This window comes from Achromobacter sp. 10T422 (assembly GCF_056394065.1).
This window is the reverse complement of the sequence record NZ_JBFTHD010000006.1, coordinates 385,600-402,599: the sequence shown is the minus strand read 5'-3', so window position 1 is coordinate 402,599 and position 17,000 is coordinate 385,600. Positions and strand designations below refer to the sequence as shown.

Annotated in this window: 15 protein-coding genes; 8 read left to right on the top strand and 7 right to left on the bottom strand. The window is 65.8% G+C overall.

The features are described from left to right. The first annotated feature begins 23 nt into the window (after positions 1-23). From AC1DB0_RS18360 to AC1DB0_RS18350, 3 genes are all read left to right on the top strand, one after another. A complete protein-coding gene (locus tag AC1DB0_RS18360) occupies positions 24-545 on the top strand; it encodes a sigma-70 family RNA polymerase sigma factor (protein ID WP_175170114.1) in 522 nt (173 codons plus the stop codon). After that, the gene (locus AC1DB0_RS18355; protein ID WP_441372672.1) at positions 542-1,513 is read left to right on the top strand and encodes a FecR domain-containing protein; all 972 of its coding nucleotides are present in this window, start codon (positions 542-544) and stop codon (positions 1,511-1,513) included. Before AC1DB0_RS18360 ends, AC1DB0_RS18355 begins: the two co-directional genes overlap by 4 nt. 96 nt (positions 1,514-1,609) lie before the next feature. Beyond that, on the top strand, positions 1,610-4,264 hold the full coding sequence (locus AC1DB0_RS18350) for a TonB-dependent siderophore receptor (RefSeq protein WP_476757938.1): 2,655 nt from the start codon (positions 1,610-1,612) through the stop codon (positions 4,262-4,264). Between the two features lie 66 nt (positions 4,265-4,330). On the opposite strand, the gene AC1DB0_RS18345 is transcribed toward AC1DB0_RS18350, so the two are convergent. Genes AC1DB0_RS18345 through acnA form a run of 3 tightly spaced genes read right to left on the bottom strand, consistent with a single transcriptional unit; the run spans position 4,331 to position 8,944 of the window. Then, positions 4,331-5,386: a lactonase family protein gene (locus AC1DB0_RS18345; RefSeq protein ID WP_476757939.1), complete on the bottom strand. Its 1,056-nt coding sequence runs from the start codon at positions 5,384-5,386 to the stop codon at positions 4,331-4,333. 4 nt (positions 5,387-5,390) lie between these two features. After that, on the bottom strand, positions 5,391-6,287 hold the full coding sequence (locus tag AC1DB0_RS18340; RefSeq protein WP_476757940.1) for a GntR family transcriptional regulator: 897 nt from the start codon (positions 6,285-6,287) through the stop codon (positions 5,391-5,393). Further along, positions 6,284-8,944 carry an aconitate hydratase AcnA gene (acnA, locus tag AC1DB0_RS18335; RefSeq protein ID WP_054422699.1) on the bottom strand — a complete coding sequence of 887 codons (2,661 nt, stop codon included), beginning with the start codon at positions 8,942-8,944 and terminating at the stop codon, positions 6,284-6,286. Before acnA ends, AC1DB0_RS18340 begins: the two co-directional genes overlap by 4 nt. 201 nt (positions 8,945-9,145) lie before the next feature. On the opposite strand from acnA, the gene AC1DB0_RS18330 reads away from it, so the two are divergent. Continuing rightward, entirely contained in the window at positions 9,146-10,090 is a 945-nt protein-coding gene (locus tag AC1DB0_RS18330) for a Bug family tripartite tricarboxylate transporter substrate binding protein (protein ID WP_245636305.1), read from the top strand. Between the two features lie 65 nt (positions 10,091-10,155). Here AC1DB0_RS18330 and AC1DB0_RS18325 read toward each other — a convergent pair whose 3' ends face one another. Continuing rightward, positions 10,156-10,752, bottom strand: a complete 597-nt coding sequence (locus AC1DB0_RS18325) for a TetR/AcrR family transcriptional regulator (RefSeq protein WP_175170107.1) — start codon at positions 10,750-10,752, stop codon at positions 10,156-10,158. Between the two features lie 110 nt (positions 10,753-10,862). Between AC1DB0_RS18325 and AC1DB0_RS18320 the strand changes: the two genes are divergently transcribed. Then, on the top strand, positions 10,863-11,918 hold the full coding sequence (locus AC1DB0_RS18320; protein WP_476757941.1) for a sugar phosphate isomerase/epimerase family protein: 1,056 nt from the start codon (positions 10,863-10,865) through the stop codon (positions 11,916-11,918). A gap of 16 nt (positions 11,919-11,934) precedes the next feature. Continuing rightward, positions 11,935-12,819 carry an alpha/beta fold hydrolase gene (locus AC1DB0_RS18315; protein ID WP_476757942.1) on the top strand — a complete coding sequence of 295 codons (885 nt, stop codon included), beginning with the start codon at positions 11,935-11,937 and terminating at the stop codon, positions 12,817-12,819. Positions 12,820-12,827: 8 nt separating this feature from the next. On the opposite strand, the gene AC1DB0_RS18310 is transcribed toward AC1DB0_RS18315, so the two are convergent. After that, on the bottom strand, positions 12,828-13,466 hold the full coding sequence (locus AC1DB0_RS18310) for a 2OG-Fe(II) oxygenase (RefSeq protein ID WP_476757943.1): 639 nt from the start codon (positions 13,464-13,466) through the stop codon (positions 12,828-12,830). Between the two features lie 342 nt (positions 13,467-13,808). Between AC1DB0_RS18310 and AC1DB0_RS18305 the strand changes: the two genes are divergently transcribed. Next, positions 13,809-14,501: an HAD family hydrolase gene (locus AC1DB0_RS18305; RefSeq protein ID WP_346551198.1), complete on the top strand. Its 693-nt coding sequence runs from the start codon at positions 13,809-13,811 to the stop codon at positions 14,499-14,501. A gap of 146 nt (positions 14,502-14,647) precedes the next feature. Here AC1DB0_RS18305 and AC1DB0_RS18300 read toward each other — a convergent pair whose 3' ends face one another. Next, positions 14,648-15,430, bottom strand: a complete 783-nt coding sequence (locus AC1DB0_RS18300; RefSeq protein ID WP_054422687.1) for an SDR family oxidoreductase — start codon at positions 15,428-15,430, stop codon at positions 14,648-14,650. A gap of 149 nt (positions 15,431-15,579) precedes the next feature. Between AC1DB0_RS18300 and AC1DB0_RS18295 the strand changes: the two genes are divergently transcribed. Then, positions 15,580-16,113 (top strand): MgtC/SapB family protein, encoded by a 534-nt coding sequence (locus tag AC1DB0_RS18295; protein ID WP_054422686.1) that lies wholly within the window; start codon positions 15,580-15,582, stop codon positions 16,111-16,113. A gap of 47 nt (positions 16,114-16,160) precedes the next feature. Here the strand turns inward: AC1DB0_RS18295 and AC1DB0_RS18290 are convergent, their stop codons facing one another. Then, positions 16,161-16,907 (bottom strand): SDR family oxidoreductase, encoded by a 747-nt coding sequence (locus AC1DB0_RS18290; RefSeq protein ID WP_054423308.1) that lies wholly within the window; start codon positions 16,905-16,907, stop codon positions 16,161-16,163. Positions 16,908-17,000 lie beyond the last annotated feature (93 nt).

Genomic DNA, 17,000 nt, shown 5'->3' with positions numbered 1-17,000 from the left:
TACAAATACCCGCCTGGTGCGCCGTGTCTCCGCCCGACTCCTCCCTGCCCGCCGAAACCGTCACGACGCTCTATCGTGACCACCATGGCTGGCTGTCGACCTGGCTGCGCAAGAAATTGGGCAACTCGTTCGACGCCGCCGACCTGGCCCACGACACCTTTGTCCGCCTGATGACCGGCCGCCGCAAGGCCGGCGCGGGTGCCGAGCCGCGCGCGCTGCTGACCCATATTGCGAAAGGCCTGGTGGTAGACCATTGGCGCCGCCGCGCGGTGGAAGACGCCTATCTGGCCGTCGTTTCCCAACTGCCCGCGCCCGAGGCGCCGTCGCCCGAAGTCCGGGCGCTGATCCTTGAAACGCTGCACGCCATTGACGCGACCTTGCGCACCTTGCCCGCCAAGACCCGCGAGATTTTTCTGCTGTCGCAATTCGACGGCATGGCCTATGCCGACATCGCGGCGCATCAACGCGTGTCGCTGGCTACCGTCAAGCGCCACATGCAGAAGGCGCTGACCGCTTGCCTGATCGCCTATCAGGTGCATGCATGAGCGGCGTCATTGACCCGGCGATCCTGGAAGAAGCGGCGGGCTGGCTCGTGCGCTTCCAGTCCGAAACCCTGTCCGCGTCCGACCAAGCGGCGTTTGAGCGATGGCGGCATCGCAGCGCCGCACATGGCGCCGCCTGGCAGCGCGTGGAAGCCATGCTGCGCGGCTTCGGGCAGGTGCCGCCCGGCATTGGCCGCGATACCTTGCGCCGGCTGGACCGCCCGGGCCGCCGGCAAGCCATGCGTGCGCTGGGGGCGTTGCTGGTGCTGGGGCCGGCGGGCTGGCTGGGATGGCGCGCGCTGCCGTGGCGTGAATGGGCGGCGGACGTGCGCACGGCCACCGGGCAACAGCGCCACCTGGCGCTGGCCGACGGCACGCGGCTGGTGTTGAACACGGCCAGCGCGGTCGACATTCAATTCACCCCCGAGCAGCGCGTGCTGTGGCTGCGCGCAGGAGAAATCCTGTTGACGACAGGCAACGACCCGTCGCCCACCTATCGCCCCTTCATCGTGCGCACCACGCAAGGCACCATCCGCGCGCTGGGCACGCGCTTCATGGTGCGCGACGAAAGCGCCAGCATACGCGTGGCGGTGTTTGACGGCGCGGTAGAGATTCGCCCGCAGGACGCGGGCGCTGCGGCGGTTGTGCTGCCGGCCGGGCAGCAGACGGTGTTCAACGCGCACGCCGTGGAGCCGCAGGCGGCGGTGGACGCGGGCGCGGCGTCGTGGGAGCAAGGCATGCTGGCCGTGCGCAACGGGCGGCTGGCCGACCTGGTGGACGAGTTGGCGCGGTATCGCCGGGGCGTCTTGCGTTGCGATCCGGCGGTGGCCGACCTGCGCGTATCGGGCGCGTTCCCGCTGGCCGACATCGATGGCAGCCTGCGCCTGCTGGAAAAAACGCTGCCGGTGCGGATCAGCCGGGTCACGCCGTTCTGGACGACGGTGGCGCCACGCGCCGCCGTTACACATTAATTGCCCATTGGCTGATACTTTTTTTCGCTTCGTCCGGTGTACCGGGTGAATCGTCGCAACACGCGAGTCACCCCGTCATCAACGAAGGATCGTTTCATGGTTTCCCGACTTTCCCATTTGCCGCGCCTGCCCCGTAGCAAGGCCATTCTGTCGCCGCTAGCGGCGATGACCCAGGCCACCGGAATGGGGCTGATACTGCTGGCGGTGGCAGGCGCGCCAGCGACGGCGGAGGCGGCGAAGCCGGCAGCCGATGCTGCGGCAGCCGATGTTGCGGCGGCCGATGCCGCGGCAGCCGGTGCTGCGGCCGATGCCGCGGCAGCCGGTGCTGCGGCCGATGCCGCGGCAGCCGGTGCTGCGGCCGATGCCGCGGCAGCCGGTGCTGCGGCCGATGCCGCGGCAGCCGGTGCGACAGCCGGTGCTGCGGCGGATGCGCCATCGGCTGCGGCTCGCCAGACATACACCATTGCCGGTGGCCCGCTGGGTGACGTGCTGGCGCAGTTTGCAGCCGCGGCCGGCGTGCCGCTGTCGTTCGACCCGGCGCTGGTGGCGGGGCGACACAGCGCGGGCTTGTCGGGCGCCTACACCGTGCGCGAAGGCTTCGCGCGCCTCTTGGCCGGGTCGGGCTACGCCTTGGCCGAGCAGGGCGCGGGCGCATATTCGCTGCGCAAACTGCCGGCAGGCGAGGGCGATGCCGCGACCCTGCTGCCCAGCATCACCGTGGCGGGCGCGGGGGTCAGCCCGTCGGCATTGCCTTCTGAATACGCAGGCGGCCAGGTCGCGCGCGGCGGCCGTCTGGGCCTGCTGGGTAATCGCGACGTCATGGACACGCCGTTCAACATCACCAGCTACACGTCGGAATTGCTGGCGAACCGCCAGGCCGTGACCTTGGCTGACGCGTTGAACGCCGAACCCTCGGTGCGCTTTACCGGCCAGATCGGCGGCGTGACCGATTCGTTCTACATCCGCGGCTTTCCCATCGGCGAAGGCAATCTGGGCGAAATCGCGTTTGACGGCGTGTACGGCGTCGCGCCGAACTATCACGTCTTCACCGACTACATCGAACGCGTCGAAGTGCTGAAAGGGCCGGCGGCATTGCTCTACGGCATGTCGCCCAACAGCGGCGTGGGCGGCGTCATCAACATGGTGCCCAAGCGTTCGCTGCCGCAAGACCTGACGCGCCTGTCCGCCGACTACGTGGGCGATTCGCAATTCGGCGGACGCGTTGACCTGAGCCGCCGATTTGGCAACGACGGCGAATGGGGCGTGCGAGTGAACGGCATGCATCGCCAAGGCGACACGCCGCTGGACAACCTGTATTCCCGCACCGACATCGGCGCCTTGTCGCTGGACTATCAGGGCGAGCGCCTGCGCGCGTCGCTGGACCTGCTGGTGCAGAACGAAAAGGTGGATGCGCCGACTCGGCCGTTCCTGGTGGCCTCCGGCATCGACGTGCCACGCGCGGCCGATGGCCGCCGCAACGCAACGCAGGCGTGGGGCTGGTGGAAGTCCGAAGGTGAATCGGCGCTGCTGCGCGTGGAATACGACATCAGTGACCGCCTGACCGTATTCGCCGACGCGGGCGGATCGGACACGAGGGTGTCGCGCCTGTCAGACCAGACGCCCACCATCGTCAACAGCGCGGGCGATACGGTGGTCACGCCCAACAACTTCCGCTTTCAGGTGAACCGCAGCACCTATAACGCAGGCCTGCGCGCCAAGCTGGACACGGGGCCGGTGCGTCACGCGATCAGTTTCATGGGCAGCATGTATAGCGACCGCAACCTGCAAGCCAGCGTGTCCGGTACGCCGCTCACGTCCAACATCTATCACCCCATCGCGCGCCCCGAGCAGAACATTCCGGCGCCGGCCAATGTGCCCAAGGTCTCGTCGTCGGACCTGTCCGGCCTGGCGCTGGCGGACACGATGAGCATTCTGGATGAACGCGCGCAGCTGACTGTGGGCGTGCGCCAGCAACGCATCGAGTCGCGCAACTTCAACGCCACGACCGGTGTGCGCACCGTCAGCTATGACGAAAGCGCGACCACGCCGCTGGCGGGGCTGGTCATCAAGCCGTGGAGCAATGTGTCGCTGTACGCGAACTACATCGAAGGCTTGAGCAAGGGTGACGTGGCCCCGGCAACGGCGTCCAACGCGGGTCAGGTGTTCAAGCCCTACAAGGCCAAGCAGAAGGAAGTGGGCATCAAGGTAGACCTGGACGACGCGATGCTGACGTTCAGCGCCTTTGAAATCACCAAGCCCAGCGGCCAGCTGACCAACGGCGTGTACGGCGCCGACAGCGAACAGCGCAACCGCGGCCTGGAATTGAACCTGTCTGGCGAACCCGTGCGCGGGCTGCGCTTGCTGGGCGGCGTGACGTATCTGAACGCCGAACTCACGCGCACCAACAGCGCCGCCACCGTCGGTAACCAGCCGGTGGGCGTGCCGAAGTTCTCGGCCAATCTCGGCGCGGAATGGGACACGCCGTGGGTGGCAGGCCTGACGCTGACGGGCGGCATGATGTACACCGGCCGCGAATACGTGAACCAGGCCAACACGCAATCAGTGCCGTCGTGGACGACGTTTGATGTGGGCGCACGCTACGCCACCAAGATCCAGGGCAAGGACGTGACTTTCCGCGCGAATGTGGTCAACGTGACCAACCGCGCGTACTGGTCCGGCGTGGCGTCGTACGGCACGGTATCGCAGGGCGTACCGCGCACGTTGATGCTGTCGGCGTCGATGGACTTCTGATCGCGGCCGCTGGCCGCGCGCCGCTAGCCGCACGCCGCTAGCCGCACGCCGGCCGCCGCAACGCCATCAGGCGCGGCGGCGGGCGAACACCATGCAGACGGGGCTGCCCACGCGCAGTTCATAGCCATCGCGCATCAACGTGCCGTCTTGCGCATTGACGCGAAAGCGTACGAGCGTGTCGCTGTCTTCGTTCAACGCGAACAGGAATCGGCCGTCAGGCGATAGCGTGAAAAAGCGTGGGGTCTTGCCGCCGCTGGCGGCGTGTTGCACCGGCGTCAGGCGGCCGCTGACGGGGTCTACGCCGAACACCGCGATGCTGTCATCGCCCCGGTTCGACACATACAGGTGGCGGCCATGCGCGTCCGTCGTGATGCTGGCTGCGCGGCTGTTGCCCGTACAGGTGTCGGGCAGCGTCGGCAGCACCTGGAACGGCCGCAACGCATTGTCTTGCAGCGTGTACGCGGCCACGGTGTTGTCCAGCTCATTGACCACATACAACCAGCGGCCGGCCGGATGAAACACCGCATGGCGCGGGCCGGCGCCTTCGCGCGTGCCGGCCACGCTGACGGGTTCTGCGCCCGCCCCATGCGCGTTTAGCGCAAAGAGAAACACGCGGTCCAAGCCCTTGTCCGGCACCACCACATAGCGGCCCGACGGGTCCACCAGGTTGTAGTGCGGCTTGGCGAAAGGCTGCTCCTTGCGGTGCGGGCCGGGTTCACCCGTCATGGGCAACGCTTGCGTGACGGGGCCGAGCGCGCCGTCGGCGGCAACGGGCAGCACGGCGAGCGTGCCGGTCAGGTGGTTCGACACCATCAGATAGCGGCCCGACGGCGCCAGCGCCAGATGCACCGGGTTGCGGCCTTCGCACGGCTGCTGATGCCACGGCGTCAATGCGCCGCTGTGCGTGTCGCGATGCAAGGCGCTGACTTCATGGCTGTCGCCATGCACGGTGTACAGCACGGGCAGCGTGGGATGCGGCAACAGGTACGACGGGTTCAGCAAGCCGCCGACGACTTGCGTCAAGGTCAGCGCGCCGGTGTCGGGCGCGTAGTTGAAAACGCTGATGCCATCCCCTCTGGCATGGCGTTCGCGGGTGGTGCGCGAACCGATATAGACGTGCATGACGCTAGCCTTTCAGGATGCCGCTGATGCGGGCCAGGTTATCCAGCGTGCTGCGCAGATGGCTGGACAGCGCGGCGGCCGCGTCCTCGTTGCGTTCACGTTCCAGCAAATCCAGAATGGCCAGGTGCTGGTCGCAATGCTGGCGATAGCGGCTGCGGTCTTGCATGGAGCGGTACGACAGCAGCCGGCGCACGCGGTTCACGCGCTTGATCGTGTCGATGAAAAACGGGTTGCCCGAGGCCTCCACCAGCGATTCATGAAACCGCACGCCGCGATCGTGCAGCTGGTCGGCCGTGTCGGTGGCGATGCCGCCATCCAGCAAGTGTTTTTCTGCTGCGCGGCAACGTTCGATCACGCTCTTTTCAATACGAAAAGTCGGCTCCAGCAAGGCGGCAGGTTCCAGCGCCAGGCGCAGCCGGTACGACTGCAACAGGCTGTCGGGCGTGGTCATCATCGATGAGAATTCCCAGCCATACCCTGGGCGGCGCTGCGCCCAGCCTTCCTGCGAAATGCGCGCCAGCAAGGCCTGCGTCTGCGCATGGGTCAAGGCATAGCGCACACGCAACTGGGCCTCGCTGCATTGCATGGGCAGTTCCCCCCGCAGCAATTCATCGGCCAGCTTGAAATAGCTTTGCGTGACGATGTCGTCCACGGACGGCGCGGCCAGTTCGGCCGGCGCGCCGGGCAGGGCGTCGAAATCCTGTTGCAGAAAATAGCCGCGGTTGGGTTTGCGCGCCACAATGCCGTGCTGCTCCAGAATGCCCAGCGCATCGTTGACGGGCGAGCGCGACAGCCGCAAGCGGTCTGCCAGCTTTTGCGCAGTCAGGTGCGCGCCTTCTGGCAGGCGGTCTTGCCGGATCAGTTCCAGAATTTTGGTGACGGTATTGGTTTGCGCGTTCATGGGGTCGTGGCCGGCCGGAGGGTATCCGATAGGATAGCGGGAATGACGCCGCCCATCCGCAACAAGCGAACCTCAAGCTGGGTCTCGACGGCGGCAGTGGCTTGCAAGGTCTCCACGGTGCCCTCCGCGCGCAAAATTCGCACCGCGACAGGCAGGCGCGGCGCCATCGTCGCGGCCGGGGCGTCGATCTCGATGCGGTCGCCTGACTGTACGTTGAGCGTGTCGGGCGTCACGCCTTCGGGCAGGCGCAACGGCAAGATGCCCATGCCGATCAGGTTCGACCGATGGATGCGTTCGAAGCTCACGGCCAGCACGGCGCGTATGCCCAGCAGCCGTTGGCCCTTGGCGGCCCAATCACGCGACGAGCCGGTGCCAAAGCGCGCACCGGCCAGCAAGACGACCGGCTGCGCGTCTTGCCGATAGTGCTCGGCGGCTTCCCAGATGGGTTCGACGCGGCCGCTGGGCGCATGCCGGGTGTGGCCCACGGGCGCGTCCGGGCACAGCAGATTCTTCAGGCTCTTGCTGTAGAACGCGGCGCGCATCATCACTTCCCAATTGCCCCGGCGCGATGCGAACACATTCAGATCGTTGCGGTCGTCGCCACGCGCGACGAGGAAGTCGGCGATAAGACTGTCCGGCGCAATGGCGCTGGCGGGCGACAGGTGATCCGTCGTGACGTCGTCGCCCAGCACCAGCAGCGGATGCGCCACGTAATGGCCGAGTTGGCTGCCGGCATCCGTGGATGCAAAAGGCGGACGGCGCAGCGCGGTCGAAGCCGGGTCCCACGGAAAGCGCGGCGTGTCCGGTGATTGCAGGGCTTGCCATGCCGGATTCGCGCTGGCGATTTTGAACGCCGCGCGGAAGTCGCCGGGCTGCAAGCCTTGCGTCAGCGCAGCGGTGATGTCGGCGTCATCCGGCCACAGGTCACGCAGGTAAACGGGCTGGCCGCTGGCGTTGATTTGGACGGGCTCTTGGCTCAGGTCGCGCTCGGCATCGCCTGCCAAGGCGAACGCGATGACCAGCGGCGGCGACATCAAAAAGCCCAGGTCCAGGTCGGGATGAATGCGGCCCGTGAAATTGCGATTGCCCGACAGCACGGCCACCGGATGAATCGCGCCTGCCTCCATGGCGGCGCGCACCGGCGCGGGCAAGGGGCCGGAGTTGCCGATGCAGGTGGTGCAGCCGTAGCCCACGATGTCAAAGCCGACGGCGGCCAAATCTTCCAGCAGACCGGCGCGGGCCAGGTAGCCGGCCGCCGCGGGCGAGCCGGGGCCGAGCGACGTCTTGACCCAGGCCGGCACACGCAAGCCCGCCTGCCGGGCCTTGCGGGCCAGGAGGCCGGCGGCCATCAGCAGGCGCGGGTCGGACGTGTTGGTGCAACTGGTGATGGCGGCGATGGCGACGGGGTGGCGCGGCAGCCCGGGCGTGGATTGCCCGGCGGGTGTGAAGTTCAACGCCGCCAGGATCGCCTTGGTGTCGGCGTAAGGGTGCAGGTCTTGCGGGCGCTTGGGGCCGGCGACATGCATCCGCACCTGATCCAGCGCAATCTCGATGACGCGGGTGTAGCGCGGCGATGCGTCCGGGTCCAGCGCAATGCCGATGCGTTTGGCATACGCGCCAATGCGCGCGATATGGGATTCGCTTCGGCCCGTTTGGCGCAGGTAGGCCAGCGTTTCGCCGTCGATGGGAAAGTAGCCGGTGGTGGCGCCGTATTCGGGCGCCATGTTCGCCACCACGCAGCGGCTGCCGGCCGATAGCGTGCTGACGCCGGGGCCGAAGAATTCCACGAACTCGCCCGACACCCCAATGGCGCGCAGCCGTTGCGTGACGGTCAGCGCCAGATCGGTCGCCGTGACGCCGGGCGCAAGCGCGCCGGTCAGCCGCACGCCGATCACGTCGGGAATGCGCAGCAGGGTGGGCATGCCGAACATCACCGTCTGCGCTTCCAGCCCGCCCACGCCCCAGCCCAGCACGCCAATGCCGTTGATCATGGGGGTGTGGCTGTCGGTGCCGATCATCATGTCGGGATGCAGCGCACCGTTGCCGTCATCACAGACCACCGTGGCCAGCTGCTCCAGGTTGATGGTGTGCATGATGCCGGTGCCGGGCGGATGAATGCGCACATTGGACAGCGCCTTGGATGCCCAGCGCAGAAAGCGGTAGCGCTCGGCGTTGCGGCGCAATTCCAGGTCCAGGTTCAGCGTGGCCGCGTCGGGCTGCGCATACGCCTCGACGGCCAGGGAATGGTCTACCGATACATCCACCGGCAGCACGGGGTTGAGGACGGCGGGGTCCATGCCGGCCTCGGCCAACGCGTCACGCATGGCGGCGATGTCGACCAGCGCGGGCGTGCTGGTGGTGTCGTGCATCAGCACGCGCCCGGGTTGGAAGGCGATCTCGGCGTCACTGGTGCCGTGATCCAGCCATGCAAACAGCGCGGCGACGGCGGCGTCGCGTTCATCTCCCTGCATGTTGCGCAGCGCGTTTTCCAGCAGCAGGCGCAGCACGACGGGCAGGCGAAAGTAATCGGCGCCGAACAGCGTGGGCAGATCGATAAAGGTGTAGCGGGCGTCCTTGAAAGCATCGCCGTCCAGCGTCAAAACGGTCTGGGGCAGAGGCTGAAACGCGGGGCGCAGGCCAGCATTGGTGTTTTCCATAACTGCCAGTTTTGCATATTGAGTCTATAAAATGCAATTAAGTAAAAACCCGGCCGTCATTCGAACAGGCCGCACAGGAGACAAACCATGCCCCAGATCCGACCCCGCACTCGGCCTCTTTTTTCGCCTCTTTTTCCGCCCCTTCTGCGGCCTCTTAGTCGATCCCTTCTTCGGCCCCTGGCCGCCGCCGCGGCGCTGTCCTTGGCGGCGCTTGGGGCCTTGTCGCCCGCCCATGCCGCTGACGCTGGACGCCCCGTCACGCTCATCGTGCCCTTTGCCGCGGGCGGCGGCGTGGACGGCATGGGCCGCTTGCTGGCCGAACGCTTGCGTGCCGACATGCCGCAAGGCGTGGTCGTTGAAAACAAGCCCGGCGCCAGCGGTATGCTGGGCGCGCAGGCGGTGCTGCGGTCAGCGCCCGACGGCACGACGCTGCTGCTGGGTTCAGCCGGCGAAACCGCCATCAATCCGCTCGTCTTCAAGGGGAAAATGCAGTACCAGCCGGACAAGGACCTGGTGCCGATAGCGCTGATTGCCCGCGTGCCGAACGTGCTGGTCGCCAACCCCAAACTGCCGGTGGCCAACGTGGAGCAACTGCTGGCCTATGGGCGCGCGCATCCCGACAAGCTGACGTACGCGACCAGCGGCGTGGGCAATCCGCAGCATCTGAACGGCGAATTGCTGCAATCGCTGGCGGGAATCAAGATGGTGCATGTGCCGTACAAGGGCGCGTCGGCGCAGTTGGTGGACGTGGCCTCGGGCAGCGTCGACCTGACGTTTGTGAGCCTGGCGGGCGCGTTGCCCTTCATCCAGAGCGGCAAGGTCAAACCCTTGGCGGTCACGTCGGCCAAGCGCGCGTCATTCGCGCCGGACATCCCCGCCATCGCCGAAACCGCAGGGCTGAAGGACTATGCGCTGGAAAACTGGTTTGGCGTCTTCGTCGCCGCCGGCACGCCGCCTGCCGCGCAGCAAAAGCTGGCCGACGCCATCAACCGCGCCTTGCGCGACGAGAAGTTCGTGGCCAGCATTCGCGACCTGGGCGGGGAAGTGCAGCCGATGAGCCAGGCTGAGTTCAGCGCGTTCATCAAGGCGCAGACGGGGGTGTTTGCGAAAGTGGTGGCCGACGGCCACATCACGGCCGAGAACTGAACACACTGCACGCTTAGCGCAACACGGCATCCAGTGCGCTCAACGCAACACCGCACCCAGCGCGCCTAGCGCAACACCGCATCCAGTGCGCTGAGTGCGGGGGGAATCATCGCCAGCAGGCGCGCCTTGCCTACGCCGTCGCGGGCCTGCACCGACAGGCCGTGCAACACGACGGCGTAGTAATCGCCCAAGGCCTGCACATCGGTGCCGGGCTTGAGTTCTCCCTGTTGCAGGGCGGTGTCCAAGCGGTCAATGATGCCTTGCGTGCGGGCTTTGCGATGTGTGGTCAGCCAGGCCATCACGGCTTCATTTTCGGCGGCGTAGTTGGTCGCGGCGCTGACCACCATGCATCCTTGGGGCCGGCCGCGGCGGGTGTAGGTCAATACCGCGTCCGTCAACAATTTCTCGATGGCGCCGCGCACGTCCGCCTGCGCTTCCAGCGCCACTTCCGCGAACGATCCGTCGCCCGCTTCATAGCGCGCCACCGCTTCGCGAAACAGTTCCTGCTTGGACCCAAAGGCCGCATATAGCCGCGCCGAGGCCAGGCCCGTGGCCGCCACCAGGTCCGCCATCGACGTGCCTTCGTATCCCTGTTTCCAGAACGCCAGCATGGCCTGCTGAAGTGCGAGGTCGCGGTCGAATTCCCTGGGTCTGCCTGCCATCACGGTCTCGGTGAAATGAACTGCACGCAGTGTAACGCCGGCCCGCGCATTTGCATCGCCGCAATTTATCGCCTATTCTTTGTTGATCAACAAACAATTAAGGAATCGATGTGAAGACGATCAAAGGACCCAGCCTGCATCTTGCGCAATTCAGCGACGCCGTCGCGCCGTTCAACAGCCTGCCGGCCATTGCCGAATGGGCGGCGGGCGTGGGCTTCAAGGCGTTGCAGATTCCCGCGTGGGACAAGCGCTTTTTCGACGCCGGCACCGCGGCCGTCAGCCAGGACTACTGTGATGAGATCGTGGGCACGCTGGCCGCGCATGGCCTGGTCATCAGCGAACTGACCACGCACATCTTCGGCCAGTTGCTGGCCGTGCATCCGGCGTATGACGCCATGGCCGACAACTTCGCGCCCGTTGAGGCTCGCGGCAATGCGCAGGCCAGAACGGCGTGGGCCCGGCAAGGCCTGTTGAATTCGGCGCGCGCATCAACGCGCCTGGGGCTGACGGAAATGGGCACGTTCTCGGGTTCGCTGGCGTGGCCGTATCTGTTCCCGTTTCCGCAGCGTCCCGAAGGGCTGATCGAGACCGCCTTTGATGAACTGGCCAAGCGTTGGCTGCCGGTGCTAAATGCATGCGATGAGCAGGGCGTGAACCTGTGCTTTGAGATCCACCCCAGCGAAGACCTGCATGACGGCGTTACGTTCGAGATGTTCCACGAACGCGTTGGCGCGCACGCGCGTTGCGCCATTCTGTTCGATCCCAGCCACTTCGTTTTGCAGCAGCTGAACTACCTGGAGTATCTGGACATCTACAAGGACCACATTCGCATGTTCCATGTGAAGGATGCCGAATTCAATCCGACGGGCCGCCAAGGCATTTATGGCGGTTATCAATCGTGGATCAACCGTGCCGGCCGCTTCCGTTCGCTGGGCGATGGGCAGGTGGACTTCAAGTCAATCTTCTCAAAACTCGCCCAGCACGATTACGCGGGCTGGGCCACGCTGGAGTGGGAGTGCTGCTTGAAAGACCAGGAAACCGGTGCACGCGAAGGCGTGGAGTTCATCAATCGGCACATCATTCCGGTGACATCCAAAGTGTTCGACGACTTTGCGGGCGCCGCCATCGACAAGCAACAAATTCACGCCCTGCTGGGCATGGCGTAGGCGAAACGAGTTCATCATGACGCATCAAATCAGCGCTTTTTTTACGGCCGCCGACGCGGTATCGCATCAGTATGTGCAGGTGGATGGCAAGCGCATCCATTGCGCGGTCATGGGCGACGGGCCGCCCGTGCTGCTTGTTCCCGGTTGGCCGCAAACCTGGTTCACATGGCGCCACATCATGAAGTCGCTGGCGCAGGCCGGCTATACCGCCATCGCCGTGGACCCGCCCGGCACGGGGGATTCCGACCGCCCCGCGCACGGTTATGACACCGGCGCCGTCGCCCGCGTGTTGCACTGCTTGATGGAGCAACTTGGGCACCCGGTCTATCAGGTCATCGGCCACGACATCGGCATGTGGGTGGCCTATGCGATGGCCAGCGATTATCCCGACGCCATCCGCCGGCTGGTGCTGACCGAGGCCGTGATTCCCGGCCTGGCGCCAGCCCCTCCGATATTCGTGCCGCCCGAGGACAACATCTTCTTGTGGCACTTCCTGTTCAACCAGCTGCATGACCTGCCGGAGGCGCTGATCACCGGACGCGAGCGCGCCTACTTGAGCTTTATGTTCGACAAGTGGTCGCATCGCCGCGACCGCGTAGCGGCCGACGTCTATATCGACGCGTATTCCTCGCCGGGTGCGTTGCGCGCGGGCTTTGCTTATTACCGCGCCATTCCGGAGACCATTCGCCAGAACCTGGAACGGTCCAAAACGCCTTTGTGCATGCCCACGCTGGCCATCGGCGCGGAACACGCCACACGCGATGCGCCGCTGGTCACAATGCGCGAAAACGCGAGCGATCTCACCGGCGTGATCATTCCCGACTGTGGCCACTTCGTGACCGAGGAATGCCACGAGGCGTTCTCCGAACACGTGCTGGCGTTTTTGTCGCCGCAGGGGTGAACGCGGCGCTAGCGTCCGTCGTGCAGCACCACTTCCAGGCCCACGCGCTCGCCCGATCGCACCCGGCTGATGGCTTGCCGGGCCGTGACGCGATACACGTTGTGCGCGCCCTGGACCGGGCGATGCGAGACGGCGATGACGGCCGCATCGCCTTGTTGCAGAGGCAGCACCATCGGACGCGATTGCATGCGGGGGCGCTGTTCGGTCATGACGAACTCGCCACCGGTGAAGTCCGCACCCGGGTCTGACAGCAGCGCGACCAGTTGCAGCGCAAAGATATGTTCACCGTCGGCGTGCTGCATCAGCGGCTGCCCGTCGCCGGGCCGATGACGATGCACCGCGGAAAGCGGGCGTGTCTGCCCGGCGGCGTGGTTGCCATCCAGCCAGGCGTTGAAGTCGTCGGGATAGATGACATCGCTTTGCAGTGCAGTCGCCCAAGCGCGGGCTAGGGTAAGCAGGCGCGGGTACAGGTCGCGGCGCAGCGCCTCAAGGGCGTGCGTGGTGGCAGCTTCACAAGACGGTTGCGACAGCTGTTGCGCGGCCGCTTGCGCAAAGAACCCCGGCAGCAGCGCCCAGCCTTCGGCGTCCAGGTCGCGCGCGACACGGTTCCAGTCGTAATGATCCAGCGGGGTGTGTTCTTGGGGCATGGGGCATGGGGCATGGATAGGGATAGGGGGCGTCATGCAAGGTGCATGGGCAATAGCAATAGCAATATCAATATCAATATCAATAGCCATAGCCATAGCCATAGCCATAGCGATAGCGATAGCTTATGCGCTGGCCTCGGGGCGCGTCACTCCGAAGCTTGCGCCGCTTCACCGCTTTACGCTTTACCCCTTTTCGCTTTAACCCTTTACGCTTTACCGCTTTACCGCTTTACCGCTTTACCGCTTTACCGCTTTACCGCTTTGCCGCTTGGCCAGTTTCCAGCTGCCGGCGATCCATGCAGTATGCTTATCCGCTTCACGAACCCCCTCCATGCCTCCGCAATGACTGATTTTCCCTTTGACGCCGTGCTGTTCGACTGCGACGGCGTGCTGGTTGATTCCGAACCTATCACCAGCGATGTGCTGACCCAGATGCTGAATGAACTGGGCTGGAACATTACGCACGACGAGACGATGCGTATCTTCACGGGGAAAGCCGTGCGCGATGAACTGCCGCGCATCGAAGCCGAAACCGGCGCCAAGCTGGGGCCCGAATGGTTCGACGAATTCCGCCAGCGCCGCAACGCCGCGCTGGACCGCGACTTGCTGGAAATTCCCGGTGCGCCGGACGCCGTGCGCGCCTTGCACCAGACGTTGGGCGGGCGCATCGCGGTAGCCTCGGGTGCAGACCGCCGCAAGGTGGAACTGCAACTGGCCAAGGTCGGCATCGCGGAGTGTTTTGATGGACGCGTCTTCAGCGGCCACGAAATGCCGCGAAGCAAGCCGTTTCCTGACGTGTACCTGGCCGCCGCCCAAGCGTTGGGCGTGGACCCTGCGCGTTGCGCCATCGTGGAAGACACCGTCACGGGTGCAACGGCTGGCGTGGCGGCAGGCGCCACCGTGTTCGGCTACAGCCCCGACGCCAACGGCCACAGCGGCGCCGAAGCGCTGCGCAGCGTGGGCGTGGCGCAGGTGTTCACCGATATGAAGCAGCTGCCGGCGTTGCTGGCCGGCTGGCAAGCGGCGGCGCGCTAGTTGGTTGATTCGCCCGTCGCTGGCCGGCACGCGTGAGGCGTGGCGCACTGGGCGCAAGGCACTACGCGCAAGGCACTACGCGCCAGGCACTGGGCGCCAGGCACTACGCGCCATGCTCCACGCGCCTGACCTGGTGCCTGACCTGTTTAGCGCGCGTGGTTCGCGTACTGCTCGCCACCATCCAGATCAATCACCGTGCCGCTTAAATAGCCGGCACGGGGCGATGCGCCGAACACAATCATGTCGGCCACTTCTTCGGGTTCCATCAAGCGGCTGAACGGCAGGTCGGACAAGGTTTCCTGCCAGCGCGATTCGTCGCCCCAACGGGCGTGCGCGCGCTGGCGCGCCAAGGTCAGCACGCGGTCGGTGCGGGTGCGCGACGGGTTTACGCCAAAGACGCGCACGCCGTGGCGCGGCGCTTCACCGCCCAACGCGCGGGTGAAAGCGATGAGCGACGCATTGGCCGCCGCCCCGCAGATGTAGTCGGCACGCGGCGCCGCGCCCGCCATGCCGATGATGTTGGCGATGACGCCGGCCCCGGCGTCCCGCATGTGGGGGTAGTAGTGCCGCGCCAGGCTGATGTAGCCGTGCACCTTCAGCTCCCATCCCGCACGCCAGCGTTCGTCTTGCACCTGATCCAGCGCGCCGCCTGGCACCGCGCCTGCGTTGTTCACCAGGATGTCGATAGGGCCGGTTTCCTTCGCCAGCTTTTCGGCCGCGCCGGGCACGGCCAGGTCCATCGTGACGGCGCGCGTGTCGCGGCCGCTCTGTTCGCGGATCGACGCCGTGGCCTGATGCAGCGCAGCGTCATCGCGCGCTACCAGGATCGGGTCCGCGCCTTCGCGCGCGAAGGCGATGGCGCACGCCAAGCCAATGCCCTTGGATGCGCCCGTGATGAGCACGCGTTTTCCGGCCAGCTGCAAGTCCATGAAAACCTCCTGTTGATTCACGCCCGCACGCGCGGCGCACTCGATGGTTGTAAACCAGATGCGACTTTCCTGTCAGCCTGAAAGCGTCATGGCGTTGCGCCTGGGCTGCCTGCTATGCTGCTTTTCACTTGTGCCCCGAGGAAGCGGCGATGACGGAAATCTGGCTGGAAATCTGGTCCACCGTGCGTAGCGAGTTTGCGGATATTCCTGACGTGGGCGAAGCCACGCGCATCGTGCTGCGCCTGGGTATGGCGGTGATATTGGGCGGCTTGCTGGGGTACGAGCGCGAACGCAGCGGCAAGGCCGCGGGCTTGCGCACGCACATGCTGGTGGCGTTGGGCGCCGCCATCTTCGTGCTGGTGCCGTTGCAAGGCGGCATGCAGGTGGGCGACATCAGCCGCGTGCTGCAAGGGGTGATCGCCGGCATCGGCTTTTTGGGCGCGGGCGCCATCATCAAGCTCAGCAACGAGCGCGAGATCCATGGCCTGACCACATCGGCCAGCATCTGGATGACGGCGGCCATTGGCGTCGCGGCGGGCATGGGCCGCGAGGCCACGGCGCTGGTCAGCACCTTGATGGCGTTATTTGTGCTGGCGGTGTTGCGCCGCGTTGAAGCGCGCATTTCCGCCAAGCAGGAAAAAACCGTGATCGCCTCGGATGACAAACCCGTGCGCAATGGTTGACCGGCGTCGCGCCCGACGACAAGCCGGTGCGCAACGCTTGAACGGCCTTAGCTACCGCCGGACACGTCGATGAACGAACCGCTGGTGTAGCCCGCTTCGTCAGAGAACAGCCACATTACCGCGCCCGCCACTTCGTCCACCGAGCCGCCCCGCCGCAGCGGGATCACGCTTTTCAGCCGATCGACCCGGCCGGGTTCGCCGCCGCTGGCATGCATGTCGGTGTAGATCGTGCCGGGGCGTACGCCGTTCACCCGGATGCCTTCCGGCGCCACTTCCTTGGACAGCCCGATCGTCAGCGTGTCCAGCGCGCCTTTCGATGCGGCGTAATCCACGTATTCATTCGGCGAACCCAGACGTGCCGCGGCGGATGACACGTTGACGATGGCGCCGCCTTGGCCGCCATTGCGCGTCGACATCCGGCGCACGGCTTCGCGGGCGCACAGGAATGCGCCGATCACGTTCGTGGACAGCACGCGCATCAGCCGGTCGGCATCCATCTGCTCCAGCCGCATCTGCGTTTCAAGAATGCCGGCGTTATTGACCAGTGCATCCAGCGGGCCCAGCCGCTCGTCCAGCGTGTGGAACATGTGGACCACCTGATCTTCCTGCGACACGTCGGCCTGAATGGCCAGGGCGTTGCCACCTTCGCGCTGAATCTCGGCCACCACCGCATCGGCGGCATCGGAGTGGGTGCGGTAGTTGACGCCGACGGCGTAGCCGCGGCGGGCGGCAAGTTTGGCGACGGCGGCGCCGATGCCCCGGCTGCCGCCGGTGACAAGCATGACTTTGGACATGATTTTCTCCTGCGTGTCTGTCACGGTAGCAGAACGGGCAACGCCCATGGTCAACGTCTGGGCCAGGCTCACGGCCACCGTCACGCCCAACGT